This window comes from Enteractinococcus coprophilus, assembly GCF_006716305.1.
GTDB lineage: Bacteria > Actinomycetota > Actinomycetes > Actinomycetales > Micrococcaceae > Yaniella > Yaniella coprophila.
In genome coordinates, this window is the sequence record NZ_VFOU01000001.1 from 449,700 (window position 1) to 463,037 (window position 13,338).

Here is a 13,338-nt window from a genome sequence, read left to right on the forward strand (position 1 = left end):
CACTTAGGCCTTTGGCTGCAGTTCGGCTGGCAGTTCTTGGAATTCTTCGCCAACGCTCTGCAAGTTGTTTTCGATCAGCTGGCGACCCTCGGACTGCATGGCTTCATAGGTCCAGCCGCCTTCGCGGTATTCGGTGGCGACGGGTTCTGGGTGGCCCCAAACCTGCAGGCGGTCCCCGCCTACACCGATGGCCTGGCCGGAGATGTTGGCAGCCTCATCGGATGCTAAGAAGGCGATCAGGCCGGCGACGTCGGCCGCGGTGCCGAAGCCCAGTTCTTTGCGGAAGAATGCCGGCATTGGCTCACCGGCTTTATCGGCCTCGATGGCAGCGGAGAAGTATGGAACGGTTTCGGTCATGGCAGTGGCGGCCACCGGGATGATCGCGTTGACGGTCACGCCAGCACGCTTCATTTCCAACGCCCAGGTGCGAACCATGCCAACGATGCCGGCTTTAGCTGCCGCATAGTTTGTCTGGCCGAAGTTACCGCGCTGTCCGGTTGGCGAACCGATGGTCACAATGCGGCCTTGGACGCCGTTTTCTTTGAAGTATCCGAACGCGGCACGAACACAGGTGAAGGTGCCGCGCAGGTGCACATTGATGACGGCATCGAAATCGTCGTCGGTCATCTTCAGCAGCGAGCGGTCGCGCAGGATGCCAGCATTGTTCACCAAAATATCGAGTGTGCCGAACTCTTCGACGGCAGTGTTGACAAGTTTTTCGGCAGTTTCGGTGGAACCCACAGCAGCGGTGACGCCAATTGCGGTGCCACCTGCAGCAGTAATGGATTCCACAGCTTGCTTGGTAGTGTCTTCGTTGACATCATTGATAACAACTTTGGCGCCCTGGCGTGCCAGCTCCTGCGCGTAAGCTAGTCCGAGACCAGCGCCAGATCCGGTAACAATTGCAACTTTGCCGTTCAGTGACATGACTTGTCCTCACTTCTGAGTTGGCTAGAACCAGCTTTTCATTGATTCTAGAAATAATTGTGAATAGCACCTATTGTCTATCTCATCTGATATTCTTGTAGATGTCAATAATCGATGGGAAAATGTTTCATATGAACGCCGAACTATTAGAAGCCAATGAACTCGATCCTTCGCCACTGCGCGACACTGAGATGGCTAAAGAAATCCAATTCCTCACGGCCCGGCTCGCAGCCAAGGGCAACGCGTATGCCAATAAGCTGCTCGAAGAGGTCGACTTGAATGTTCGGCAGTTTTCCGTACTGGCACTCGCAGCTTCTGATCTGAAGCCCACCCAGCGCGAGCTGTCGTCATTTGTCGCACTCGATCCCTCGCAGATCGTCGCTCTAGTCGACACCCTCGAGGACCGCAAACTGGTCAAACGCGAGACCGATCGTCGTGATCGGCGGTCCAAGAACATCGTGGCGACGCCGCAAGGCGAAAAGCTCTACCGGCAGGCTCGCTCAATCACCATGACCGCCGAAGATCACGTCCTGGGCAATCTCACGGCCTCAGAGCGAGACCAGCTTCGGGAGCTCTTAACCAAAGTGACCCTATAAACTGGACACTTTCCCTATCCTCCGGGGGCGCAGCATAAGCTGCGCCCCGATGTTTTTTAATACTTAGTTGCCATACTTCTCGCGCAGCTGCGGCTTGCGGATCTTGCCAGATGCGGTGCGCGGCATGTCGTCGACAAAGACTACGGACTTCGGGATTTTATACCGGGCCAATCGGCCATCGAGATACGACAGCACCTCTTGTTCTGTCAGCTCGTGGCCCTCGCGAACCACGATCGCAGCCCGACCAACTTCCCCCCACTTTTCGTCGGCCACACCGAAGACAGCTACCGCGGCGATGGAATCCAGCTGTGCGAGTTCTTGTTCGACCTGTGCCGGGTAAATATTCTCACCACCCGAGATGATCATGTCTTTGAGGCGATCCGAGATGAACAAAAAACCCTCGTCGTCCAAATACCCCATGTCGCCGGAGCGGAACCAGGTGCCGGAGTCATCCGTGATGAACGAATTCTTATTGGCTTCTTCTCGATTCCAATAGCCTTGAATAACATTGGGTCCTTGGATCTGAACTTCGCCGACCTCATTGGGCGGCAACACGCTGCCATCGAAGTCTGCGACCCGAACATGAGTATGGAAATGCGCCAAACCTGCAGATCCCATCTTTTCGCGAGAGTACCGAGCTGGCAGCGTAGTGGCCCCTGGAGCTGTTTCGGTCATACCGTAGCCCATGGTGAAGCTCAGGCCGCGATCCTCGTAGGCTTCCAGGATGCGCAGCGGCACTGCGGACCCGCCGCAGGTAAGGCTCTGCAACGAAGAAATGTCAGTTTTCTCCCAGTCAGGATGCTCGGCAATCATCTGATAGGTGGTCGGAACCCCCGAAATAAAGGTGACCTTATGGCGCTCGACCAGCTCGAGTGCACGACCCGGGTCGAACCGGGGCTCAAGAATGACATGCCCGCCCTTGAGGAAGGTCGGCAGCACGCCCATGCCCAGGGCTGCAACATGGAACATGGGTGAGATCATCAGCGAGATCTCGTCATTGGTCAGCGCTAAATCCGTGATGACGTTGATTGCGTTCCAGGTCAGGTTGCTATGGCTGAGCATCGCACCCTTGGGACTACCGGTGGTCCCCGAGGTGTACAGAATGATGGCCAGGTCTTCCAGCTCAACGTTGACGCGCGGACGATCGGCGCTTGCGCTGGCCAGCACGTCGTCGTACTGCTCGGATGGCAACTGCAGTCGGCCCTGTTCTGCCGGCACTCGGTCGCCGTCATTGACAAAAATGACGCGCTCAACATCGGTGTTTTCAACTCCTGCCACCGCCAGCGGTTCCATCGTATGGGAAGCAATGAGCATTTTGGAGCCCGAGTCCTCCAAATGGAAGATGACTTCCGGTCCGGCTAAGCGGGTGTTGAGCGGCACAAAAACAGCACCGATACTGCCCAGCGCGAAGAGCGTTTCGAGGAATTCCACGGAGTTTTCGCCAAGGTAGGCGACTCGCTCGCCCCGCTGAACGCCGCGGTCGGTTAACGCATTAGCCAGACGGTTAATGCGATCGCCAAACTGCTCATAGCTAAGCTCTACGTTCCCTGCGGTAACTGCAGGGCGACCTGCTGATTTGATCTGGCGACGCTCAATCCAATCGCCAATGCCGTGGTTCGTCATCTGACTCCTTACGTGAATCCCAATGTGAGCGCAATCATACTGAGTACATTCTGCCTGAAACCGTTGTGATTCGCAACGATTGTAAAAGCGCAGGATTCCAAGGGTGCTATGACCGTAAGCAACGCCGGGTGGGCCCGCTGAGATATCGCGAGCCCACCCGGCGCATGGCAACGTATCCGTCAGTGGCCGTTAGAGACGTCGGCCTTCTAGAGCGGCCCGGTCGATTTCCTCCTGGTTTTCTACGTAGGGGGTGCCGTGGGTGTGGAAGGTTGGCACGGTCTTCATACCCCAGGCCTGACCCTTGGCGCGTTCGGTTTCAGACCAGTTGACTACCGGCTGGTCTGGATTCAGGATCAACCGCGCACCGGCGTTAGCGAACTCAATTCGGTTGCCGCCTGGCTCCCAGACGTAGAGGAAAAAGGTCTGGTTGATCGCGTGTTTATACGGCCCGTATTCGATGTAGACGCCTTCTTCTAGGAAGAAGTCAGCGGCTTTGAGGATGTCTTCACGAGTATCGGTTGCGAAAGCCAGGTGGTGGAATCGTCCGCGTTCCCCGGTCCAGTCATCCGAGTAGACGACGTCGTAAGATTTCTGCGCGAATCGGAACCAGCGGGCCGCATAGCCCCCGGCGTCAAGCTCGACCTGCTCGGTTTCCCGCGCTTTCATCACTTGGTCCCAGAAATCACCGGTCACGTTTACATCTGAGGCCAAGTAGTTAATATGATCCAGTCGGCGAGCATTCACCCCGCGGCCCGGATAGCGTGCTGCCTGATTTTTCAGGGCAGGACGGTCTTGTTCATCGGCCTGATACAGTTCGGTGTCGTAATAGATGCCAAAGAGGTGCTCATCGGGGTCTTCGAATTCGTAGTATTCGCCGATGCCAACCTCAGGATCTTTCCAGCCTTTACCTAGTCCGGTGTCTTGGATGGCTGCGACCCGGCGTTTGAGGGCTTCAGGGCTCGTGGCACGCAGCATGGTGCGGCCAACGCCGTTGGTATCTGAGGCTGTCAGCTTGATCGAGTAGGTTTCATATTCATCCCAACAGCGCAGATATGCCGAATCACCGATCCGCGCGACTTCGCGCATCGCCAGCAGGTCCTTGAAGAACCATAGGCTCTCCTCAAATTTTGGGGTCAGGATTTCTACGGCACTGATGTGTGCCAGGTCAAAGTTTTCACGTTCCGCCATGATTCTTCCTATCGGTATTGCAGTCCCTTGGCCGCAAGTTTTTCTCGCATGCCATATACGTCTAATCCCAGCTCGCCGGCGGCTAACCGCTCGCGAACCCCGGCTTCTTTGGCTTCACGAGCCTTTGATGCCTCAACCACTTCAGCGACCGTGTCGCGCGGAACGACGACGACGCCGTCGGCATCGCCCACCACCACATCTCCGGGAATGACCACCGCACCGGCACAAGTCACCGGGATATTGACCGAGCCCAGGGTTTCTTTCACGGCGCCGCGGGCGTGAATGGCCTTGGCGAACACCGGGAAATCCATGTCTGCTAAGTCTGCCGTATCCCGGACCCCGCCGTCGATGACCAGGCCGACGCCCCCGCGAGCACGGAAGGAGGTGGCCAACAGGTCACCGAAGAATCCAGCGTCCGAGTTGGTAGTACAGGCCGCGACCACGACGTCGCCGTCGGTCAGTTGTTCTGCGACCACGTGCATCATCCAGTTGTCGCCTGGTTGCAGCAGTGCGGTGACGGCTGGGCCGCAGAGTTTTGCGCCGTCATAGGCCGGACGCATATAGGGCTGCATCAATCCGATGCGACCCATGGCCTCGTGGATGGTGGCCGAGCCGTAGTGGCTCAGCGCCGCAACGTCGTCGGCATCTGGACGTTGTATGTCTGTGTACACCACACCAAGTTCAGTCATATTTCCTCCTAGCGGCCCTGGGCTTTGAGTCGGGCATCGAGGCGCGGGTGGACGGCTCGCGCGGTATCTTCGAAGATGGCTTGTTTGGATTCGTCTGACAGGTCGGCGGCTTGTACGTAGCGGACGGTGTCGTCGAAGTAGTGTCCGGTATTGGGATCTTCGGTGCGCACCGCCCCGATCATTTCGGAGGCGAACATAATGTTTTTGTGCGGAATGACTTCCAGCAGGGTGTCGATACCGGGCTGGTGATAGACGCACGTATCGAAGTAGATATTGTTCAGCAGATGCTCTTCGATCGGTGGTTTGTCCATCATCATGCCCAAGCCGCGGAAGCGGCCCCAGTGATATGGTGCCGCCCCGCCGCCGTGCGGGATGATCATCTTCAATTCGGGGAAGGTGGCGAACAGGTCGCCTTGGAGCAGCTGCATGACGGCGGTGGTATCGGCGTTGAGATAGTGTGCGCCGGTGGTGTGGAAGGCCGGGTTGATCGAGGTGGACACGTGCACCATGACGGGCAGTTCGTGTTCGATGAGTTTTTCATACACCGGGAACCAATGTTCATCGGTCAGCGGTGGAGAGGTCCAGTGTCCTCCCGATGGGTCGGGGTTCAGGTTCACGGCCACGATGTCGTGTTCGTTCACGCAGCGTTCCAGTTCGTCAATCACCGTTGTCGGGTCGACGCCCGGGGATTGCGGCAGCATGGCTGATGGCACGAACCGATCCGGGTAAAGCTCGGAGACCCGACCGATCAGATCATTGCAGTGACGTGACCAGGCGGCCGAGGTGTCAAAATCTCCGGCGTGGTGCGCCATAAAAGACGCTCGCGGAGAGAAGACCTGCACGTCAATGCCGCGTTCATTCATCAATCGCAGCTGGTTAGTCTCAATGGATTCGCGGATCTGATCATCCGAAATGACGGGGCCTTCCGCGGCCGGCGGTTGCCCACCGTCGAGGGCGGCCAGTTGGGCATCGCGCCACTGCCCCAGCGGCTCGGGAGCCGTGGTGTAGTGCCCATGAATATCAATGATCAACGTTAGTGTCCTTCCACTATTGCCTGCGTAGCTGCTTGGCTAAAACTTTTCGGTCCCGCTGGGGTCCCAAATACTTGCTGGGACATAGACCTCACCGCGGCTGATCAGCCGGGCGGTTCGTGTATTGCCCGAGGCCACGACCTCGCCGTCGTCGTTGACATCCACCAGCGCTTCGAAAATGCCCGTGGGGTGTTCTATTCCGATGGTCTGGCGTTGGCCAGTGCCCGGCACACCCACACGCGCAGCCACCGTGCCGTCCATGAGCAGCGCGGTGGCCACGGTCACCGCAGCCAGTACGCCGATCGATTCGTGAACCCGGTGCGGGATAAAACTTCGGGTGCTAATCGCACCACCGCTTTTCGGTGCAGCGACCAGGGTCATCTTGGGATACGACTCCTCGGTGACATCGCCTAAGCCCATGACTTTGGCCGCAGCAAGGCGTAGGGCCTCGACCCGTGTTTTGAGTTGCGTATTCTCGGTCAGTTCTGCCACGGTTTCATAGCCGGTGACCCCGAGATCTTCCGCATCGATGATGACCAACGGCTGGCCGTTATCAATGAAGGTGACCGTGTAGTCTTGGCCCTCAACCTCGACTGCATCGGACACGTTGCCGGTCGGCAGCAGCGCGCTGGCGATCGAGCCGGCGGTGTTGAGAAACCGGATGTTCACCGGAGAGGCAGTGCCGTTGACCCCGGCGATCTCGGCGTCGCCGGAGTATCGCACGTAGCGTTGGCCGTTGAGCTGAGGGGTGCTGATCCCAATCCGCGAGATGAGCCCGGTATTGGTGGTCCGCACGACGACGTCGGTGGCATCTTCAGTGGGGTGGATCAGCCCGGCCTCGACGGCGAAGGGCACCACAGCGGCCAACATGTTGCCGCAATTCTGTGTGGTCTGCACCGTGGTGGCTTCCGGCTGTAACTGCACGAAGGTGAAATCCAGATCCACGTCGGCCTGATCGGAACGCTCAATAATGCCTGCTTTTGAGGTCAGGGAGTGCGCGCCACCGAGACCATCAACCTGCAGCGGGTGGGGACTACCCATGACTGCCAGGAGCACCTGATCGCGGACCTGCGGATCGTCTGGTAGATCTGCGGCCAAGAACATCGGGCCACGAGAAGTTCCGCCTCGCATGAGGCACATGGGAATGGCCGTTTGATCGCCGAGGCGGCGGGCAGCGGTAGTGGTCATGATCATCCTTGAGGGTGGGAGTCCTCACACCACAATAGCTGCTAACAAGATTGTTTACAATCTTGTTCACGTTCGATGACAGGCGGCGCTTCCCTGACTACGATGAGTACGAGTATCGAGAAGAAGAAACATTTTGGAGACCGATCATCATGACCAGCCCGTCGACCCCTGCACCGGAAGCCACTCAGGAATTGTCCCTGACGGACCGGTTGCGTCAGGATATTGTGGCGGGCAATCTCGTCCCCCATCAGCGGTTGATCGAGGCCGATGTTGCCGAAGCCCACGGTGCATCCCGCGGCGAGGTGCGGTTAGCACTCAATGAATTGATTACCGAGGGGTTCGTTGAGCGGATTCCTAACCGTGGTGCACGGGTTCGCAAGGTCTCATTAGAAGAAGCCATTGAGATCACGGAGGTCCGCGGCGCGGTGGAGTCCCTGTGTGCACGCAAGGCCGCGGAAAAAGTTACGGATGAGCAGGCGGGTGAGTTGCGCCGGATCGGTGCTGCGATGCAGGAGGCTGTGGAGCGTGGGGCCCGCGATGAGTATTCGAATCTGAATCGAAAACTGCACACGTTAATTCTTGAGATCGCTGATCAGCAGACTGCGGCCCAAACCATTGCCCGGCTGCGCGGTCAGGCCATTCGGTATCACTTTCAGTTATCGATCCGGCCGGATCGTCCGCAGGTTTCACTGCCGCAACACCAAGCAATTATTGAAGCGATTTGTGCTCGCGATCCACAGGCAGCGGGCGCGGCGATGCAAGCGCATTTGGATTCGGTGACCGAAGCGATTGCCTCATCACGCCAAGGGTGACGACTCAGCGGTTTGAGGTTCGTCTAGGATGGCTAGCCCATCTTGGGCCCAGGCGATTTCTGCTTCGGCCTGTCGTAGTACGCCTTCGTAGGCGAAGATTTTGAACCGGGTGATTTTGGCATGCTCGGTCTCTTGATAACGGGCCAGACGTCGTTGATGAATATCCGATGCGTGTTCTTCGAGTTCGTGAATTTGGCGTCTGACGTCTTCAACGACCTGTCGGTAGTGAGCCAGGTGGCCTTCAAGACATGAGCGGGCGTCACCGTCGCCGGCAAATTCGAAATACGCGGCTCGGAGGCGCACTTCACTGCGTTCGGGACGATACGTGACCGCCTGGCCCTGCCAGGTATTGAGGTATTCCACACCGGCGTCGGTGATCGCGTATTCGGTCTTGGTCGCGCCTTTAGACCCCCATGGCACCGGATAGCCTTCGATGAGCTGCTCGACCTGCATTTTCTTGAGTTCCGGATAGATCTGAGAATCCGGGGCGTGCCACAAAAAGCCCACAGAGGAGTGGAAGTTCTTGGCGAGGTCATAACCGGTGTGCGGTCCGGCGGACAGCAACGTGAGGAGGGCAGAACGTAAACTCATGGCAACCGTAGTGTACTCAAATTCGTATTCGGAACGTGCTGATGCGACAACGCGGCCGCACCCTGGTTCATCAGGATACGACCGCGTGGTCAATGGGTCGGTTTAGTTGTACTGGGTACGCCAGCCACCCTGGTAGGACTCGCGGGCAACCGTGGAGTACGGAACCGGCGAAACGATCGCGCGAACCTCTTTTTGTTCGTGGGTTTCGACCGAGAGTTTCTTGGAGCCGCCATCTGGTTCGCCCCAGGTCACGGTCAGTTCAGCACCTTCTGGTACGTCAGCGTTGACGGTAGCCAGTGACAGGCCGCGACGTTCGTTGGCGGTGTAGCCGGTGAACATCGAGACACCCACAACGTTGCCGTCGGCGTCGGTGACCTTGTCGTAGTTCGAGGCACCGTAGTTAGCCAGTGGCAGGTCGAAGAACTTGTAGTTCGGGCCTTCGACGTTCAGCGGGGAGTCTAGAATTTCTTTCAGGTCGTCGGTGTTCCACTCGAGGGTGACCTTGCGACGCTGCTTGTCCTTGTCGATGGCTTCGAGTGCGTCACGACCGATGAAGTCGTGGTCGAATTTCACGAAGGATCCGTAGCCGATCTCCCACGGGTTGACGTAGTAGTCCTCGATGTTATCCGAGATGAAGGAGCCGGCCAGTGGAGCGGTGGCTTCATACGAGTCAGCACCGAGCCATTCGCGGTAGCCGCGTTCGCCTTCGCCCGAGTAGATGCCTGGCAGTGGCGATGGGATCCAACCGGATTCCAAGGTGTTGGTTGCATATGCGCGGGAGCCAACTGGTAGCAGACCGAATTCTGCACCGGCTTCAACAATCGCGTTGCGAACGCGCGCGTGGTGTTCGTATGGTCCGTAGATTTCCAGACCTGGAGCACCAGCCATACCGTGACGCAGGGTGCGAACTTGCAGGCCGTCGATGTTCATGTGAGCCATGCGGAAGAACTTCAACTGTTCAACTTCCGAGCCGTTGAGCTTGTTGATGACATCCCAAGCAGCTGGGCCCTGGATTTGGAAGCGGAACAGTTCACGGTTCACAGCCGCACCGTATGGACGCGATGGTGAACGGCGGTCAACCTGCAGGTCGAGGTTCTTGTAGTCGCCCTTTTCTGCGTGGTACATCAGCCAGTTAGTTACTGGAGCACGACCGACGTAGGTGAATTCGTCTTCGGATTCACGGAAGAGAATGCCGTCACCGACAACCGCACCGGTCGAGGAGACTGGGACGTACTGTTTTGCCATATCGACAGCGAAGTTTGCTACCGAGTTAATCGCGGTATCCGAGATCAGGTTAATCGCATCTGAACCGGACAAAAAGACCTGGTCCATGTGGTGGGACTGGTCGTAGAGGACCGCGGCGTTGCGCCATGCTTTTTGTTCGTTGATCCAGTTACCGAAGTCTGCAGGAACAACCGGGTAGATGTAGGAACCGGTCTGAGCGTTGCGCAGCAGGTCGACTGCTGACTGTTCGTTGAGCAGATCCTGAAGAGACTTTGCCATGGTGGCCGCCTTTCGAAATTGTGGTGGGAAGGATAGAAAAGGGGTTGGACTAGAGCTTGTTTTTGAAGTCTTGAAGCCATTCGGCGGTTCGTGTCATGCCGCCAAAGGTGTAGAAGTGGACGCCGACTTCACCCTGATAATCAGAGGCAGCTACGACGTCTGCTAGGTTGCCGATGAATTTGTCTGGTCCGGCGCTGCCCATGAGGTTGGTCAGCGAGAAGCCGTATTTCTTCACGATGCCTGCGGAGGTCGTGGCACCAAAGCGGCGAGCGTAGGTCAACAAGCGTTTGATGCCTGCCGGCCCGGGTACGCCGATGCCTATTGGTGCGGTGACATTGTCTGCAGCTACTTCGTTGAGCCAGGTGGCGATCGGATCGGTGTCGAACCCAAACTGTGTCAGGATCCTGGCGCCAAGGTTTTGTTTTGCCAGCTCGTCGAGTTTGCCATTGAGCTCTCGGGTCAGCACTTCATTCGAAATATCCGGGTGACCTTCGGGGTATCCGGCGATGGATACTTCTTTGACGCCGAAATCAGCGAAGATCCCAGACTCGATCATTTCCAGCGACGAACCATAAGGGCCCATCGGTTCAGCCGGGTCACCGCCTACAGCAAACACGCACTCCGTAGCATCGACATCGGCCAGCGCTTGAAGAAATTCTTTGAGCTCGTCTTCGCTTCGCAAGCGGCGGGCGGAAATGTGTGGCACGGGGATAAACCCAAGTTCCTTGACGGCCTTGGACGCCGTCACGCGCATTTCGAGGTCCTCATTGCCTAGGAAGGTCACATTAATGCGCGTTCCAGGGGCGATAAACGGGGCTGCTTCACGCAGGGCTTCAACATCTTTACCGGTCATCTCTAGAGATGCGTCCTGCACTAAGGCACGAACGTTTTCGGTATTTGTTGGCTGGGACATGTATCATCCTCACTTTTGGCCCGGAACAACCGAGCAAATCGATGTCGCACATCACATACTATCTATGTCCATAGGTAGTTTGCAATGCCTTTCGCAATAATTCTTTTTGTCAACGAAAAGACCACCTGCGATAAATGCATCGCAGGTGGTCTTTTGCCATGTGCAGCCGGGGATGGCTATGAGTTAGTTGCTTTCGTAGATCAGGTCATTAATGTCGACGGTTTCGTTAATGAGTCCGGTTTCGTCCGACAATTCGATGATGCGTTCCGTGGATTCACGATTGACCTCTTGCGGGAAGCGTGGCATGTGGAGTTGCTCTACGACTTCGGGTTCGATCTCGGTGTATTCCGAAAGGATCTCTTTGGCGGCGTCAGGATTATCCTCTGCGTACTGCTGGGATTCCTTCACGGCTGCAACAAAAGAATCGACCAACTCTGGATCGCTCTCGATCTTGTCAGTGTTCGTGAAGTAGCCGGCGATCATCAGATCTTCAATCGGCTCGGCGTAGGGGGAGTAGATTTCCTTAGCGCCAGCATTCTTTGCCAGGGTCGCAAACGGCTCAACGGCCATGATCGCATCAACGTTGCCGGACTCCAGCTGAGCACCCATATCCGGGAAGGCTACTTCCACCAGATCCATGGAGTCGCGGTCCCCACCGGCTTGACGCATGCCTTCTTTCAGCACGGTGTCATTGATGTTGTTCAGCGTATTGACGGCGACGCGTTTGCCTTCAAGATCTGCGATCGACTCAACATCTGAGTCTTCCGGTACTAACAGCGAGGAGAAGTCATTGCCAGCTTCACCGGTGGTCTGTGGTCCAGGTGCGACCAATTGCAGTGGCAGCCCTTGGGATTTACCGATAACCAACGAGGTGATGTTGGAGAAACCGAAATCGAAGTCGCCCGACTGGATGGCCGGAATAATCGCGGCGCCACCCTGGGCAAGGGTCAGTTCAACGTCGAGGCCGTGTTCTTCGAAGATGCCTTCTTGAACACCTAAGTAGATTGGCGCAACATCGACGATCGGGATAACGCCAACTGAGATCTCAGTGAGCTCGCCGCCTGACTGGGTCGCTTCTTGATCGGTTTCAGTAGGGGCATCGTCTCCCCCACCGCAGGAGGTCAGCGCCAGCAGTGACGCCGTCGCAGCGGCGATAAGGCTCCCGCGGATTCCACGTTTTTTCATTCTGTACTCCTCATTGGAAAGTGTGAACCTCACGCAAAAGGTGAGGTAGGTCATAAGGTTATGCGGATTTACATGGTGACGTCAATGATTTCGCGAACCAACTTTCCACCGATACGGCGAACGCACCGCGATGACCCTGTTGCGGAGTCCTCGCGGTGCGTGCGGCTGGTGGAGTTTTAGACTTGGGCTTTGGCGGCGTCGGGGCGGAAGCCTTGTTTGGCTAATTGGATTTGTTCGTAGACGTGGTGGCGGAGCTCGGCAAAGCGCGCCGAGGAGCGGGTTTCGAGTTGGTCGCGTTCGTCGGGCAGATCAATCTTGATGTCCTGTTGGACGATCGTGGGTGACGAGGACAAGATGACTACCCGGGAGCCCAGGTAGACGGATTCGTCAATATCGTGGGTGACGAACAGGACGGTGACGCCGAGTTGCTTCCACACGCGGCGCACCAGGTCTTCGAGGTCAGCGCGGGTCTGGGCGTCGACGGCCGCGAAGGGTTCGTCCATGAGTAAGACTTCGGGTTGGTAGGCCACAGCGCGGGCGATGGCCACGCGCTGTTGCATACCGCCGGAGAGCTGCCACGGGTAGGACCGTGGCACGTGATCCAACCCGACAGCCTCCAGGGCGTCATCGACGAGCTGGCTGCGCTTGGCCTTGTCCATACCCGCGACCTTCAGTGGCAGTTCCACATTTTCGCGCACCCGCATCCACGGATACAGCGACCGACCGTATTCCTGGAACACCACGGCCATGTTTTTGGGTGGCCCGGTGACGAGGTTGCCGGCCAGCTTCACTTCACCAGCGGTGGGTTCTAAGAGTCCGGAGATGGCTTTGAGCAACGTGGTTTTCCCCGACCCTGAGGGCCCGACCAGGCAGGTTAGTTCGCCTTTGGGTAGGTCAAAGGTCAGGTTGCGTACGGCTTCAATGTCACCGCCGTCGGTGTGATAGATCTTTTTCAGATTCCGCACTGAGAGCAGGGCTTCACCCTCGGGCAGGGTATGACCCACCGGGATGTGCCCATCGGGGGTATCGGCCATGGTGCCCTGGTTGATGACCGGGGTGTGTTCTTCAGGTGAGGTTGTCATGGTTGGTGTT

The 13,338-nt window shown here is 57.4% G+C and carries 13 protein-coding genes; 2 read left to right on the forward strand and 11 right to left on the reverse strand.

The genetic code is table 11. The annotated features are described in order from the left end of the window. Nucleotides 1-3 precede the first annotated feature (3 nt). Complete coding sequence (locus FB556_RS02095; protein ID WP_141864301.1) at nucleotides 4-927, reverse strand: SDR family NAD(P)-dependent oxidoreductase; 924 nt, start codon at nucleotides 925-927, stop codon at nucleotides 4-6. Between the two features lie 131 nt (nucleotides 928-1,058). On the opposite strand from FB556_RS02095, the gene FB556_RS02100 reads away from it, so the two are divergent. Then, the gene (locus FB556_RS02100; RefSeq protein WP_141864303.1) at nucleotides 1,059-1,523 is read left to right on the forward strand and encodes a MarR family winged helix-turn-helix transcriptional regulator; all 465 of its coding nucleotides are present in this window, start codon (nucleotides 1,059-1,061) and stop codon (nucleotides 1,521-1,523) included. 63 nt (nucleotides 1,524-1,586) lie between these two features. Here FB556_RS02100 and FB556_RS02105 read toward each other — a convergent pair whose 3' ends face one another. From FB556_RS02105 to FB556_RS02125, 5 genes are all read right to left on the reverse strand, one after another. Beyond that, nucleotides 1,587-3,146, reverse strand: a complete 1,560-nt coding sequence (locus tag FB556_RS02105) for an acyl-CoA synthetase (protein WP_141864305.1) — start codon at nucleotides 3,144-3,146, stop codon at nucleotides 1,587-1,589. A 189-nt stretch (nucleotides 3,147-3,335) separates the two neighbouring features. Then, nucleotides 3,336-4,334: a VOC family protein gene (locus FB556_RS02110; protein WP_141864307.1), complete on the reverse strand. Its 999-nt coding sequence runs from the start codon at nucleotides 4,332-4,334 to the stop codon at nucleotides 3,336-3,338. Nucleotides 4,335-4,342: 8 nt separating this feature from the next. Continuing rightward, a complete protein-coding gene (ligK, locus tag FB556_RS02115) occupies nucleotides 4,343-5,023 on the reverse strand; it encodes a 4-carboxy-4-hydroxy-2-oxoadipate aldolase/oxaloacetate decarboxylase (RefSeq protein WP_141864309.1) in 681 nt (226 codons plus the stop codon). Between the two features lie 8 nt (nucleotides 5,024-5,031). Next, a complete protein-coding gene (locus FB556_RS02120; RefSeq protein ID WP_141864311.1) occupies nucleotides 5,032-6,054 on the reverse strand; it encodes an amidohydrolase family protein in 1,023 nt (340 codons plus the stop codon). A gap of 39 nt (nucleotides 6,055-6,093) precedes the next feature. Next, nucleotides 6,094-7,242: a 4-oxalomesaconate tautomerase gene (locus FB556_RS02125; RefSeq protein WP_141864313.1), complete on the reverse strand. Its 1,149-nt coding sequence runs from the start codon at nucleotides 7,240-7,242 to the stop codon at nucleotides 6,094-6,096. 149 nt (nucleotides 7,243-7,391) lie between these two features. Between FB556_RS02125 and FB556_RS02130 the strand changes: the two genes are divergently transcribed. Further along, nucleotides 7,392-8,054, forward strand: coding sequence for a GntR family transcriptional regulator (locus FB556_RS02130; RefSeq protein ID WP_141864315.1), 663 nt, complete (start codon nucleotides 7,392-7,394; stop codon nucleotides 8,052-8,054). On the opposite strand, the gene FB556_RS02135 is transcribed toward FB556_RS02130, so the two are convergent. The 5 genes from FB556_RS02135 to FB556_RS02155 all read right to left on the reverse strand — a co-directional run bounded on the left by FB556_RS02135 (nucleotide 8,040) and on the right by FB556_RS02155 (nucleotide 13,280). After that, nucleotides 8,040-8,645 (reverse strand): PadR family transcriptional regulator, encoded by a 606-nt coding sequence (locus FB556_RS02135; protein ID WP_141864317.1) that lies wholly within the window; start codon nucleotides 8,643-8,645, stop codon nucleotides 8,040-8,042. The genes FB556_RS02130 and FB556_RS02135 overlap by 15 nt on opposite strands. Nucleotides 8,646-8,747: 102 nt before the next feature. Beyond that, nucleotides 8,748-10,148: a vanillate/3-O-methylgallate O-demethylase gene (gene ligM, locus FB556_RS02140; RefSeq protein WP_141864319.1), complete on the reverse strand. Its 1,401-nt coding sequence runs from the start codon at nucleotides 10,146-10,148 to the stop codon at nucleotides 8,748-8,750. Between the two features lie 49 nt (nucleotides 10,149-10,197). Further along, on the reverse strand, nucleotides 10,198-11,061 hold the full coding sequence (locus FB556_RS02145; RefSeq protein ID WP_141864321.1) for a methylenetetrahydrofolate reductase: 864 nt from the start codon (nucleotides 11,059-11,061) through the stop codon (nucleotides 10,198-10,200). A 183-nt stretch (nucleotides 11,062-11,244) separates the two neighbouring features. Further along, nucleotides 11,245-12,246: an ABC transporter substrate-binding protein gene (locus tag FB556_RS02150; RefSeq protein ID WP_141864323.1), complete on the reverse strand. Its 1,002-nt coding sequence runs from the start codon at nucleotides 12,244-12,246 to the stop codon at nucleotides 11,245-11,247. Nucleotides 12,247-12,422: 176 nt separating this feature from the next. Continuing rightward, nucleotides 12,423-13,280 (reverse strand): ABC transporter ATP-binding protein, encoded by an 858-nt coding sequence (locus FB556_RS02155; protein WP_141865285.1) that lies wholly within the window; start codon nucleotides 13,278-13,280, stop codon nucleotides 12,423-12,425. Nucleotides 13,281-13,338: the final 58 nt, after the last annotated feature.